The 232-nt window shown below is 75.4% G+C and carries 1 protein-coding gene; it reads left to right on the forward strand.

Annotation, left to right across the window (positions count from 1 at the left end; translation table 11 throughout):
• Positions 1–232 (forward strand): hypothetical protein (locus AC0I8G_RS26305; RefSeq protein ID WP_471732555.1); only part of this gene is annotated, 232 nt, incomplete at both ends.

Here is a 232-nt window from a genome sequence, read left to right on the forward strand (position 1 = left end):
GTGGTGCTGCTGATCGGCGCCCCCGTGCTGGGGCAGCGCGACTTCCTGCGGGTCGGGGTCCTGCTGGCGGTGCTCCTCGTCGTCGCCGGCTGGGCGTCGGTGCGCAGCGCGAGAACCCTCGACCTCGTGGCGAGGTCGAAGTCCGCACTGGTCGAGGCCGGGGTCTCCAGCTCCGTGCGGGTGACCGTCCTCGGCCGGTCGCGGGCCGGCGTGCGCCTCGGCGTGGAGGAGC

This window comes from Kineococcus sp. AC630 (assembly GCF_979255925.1).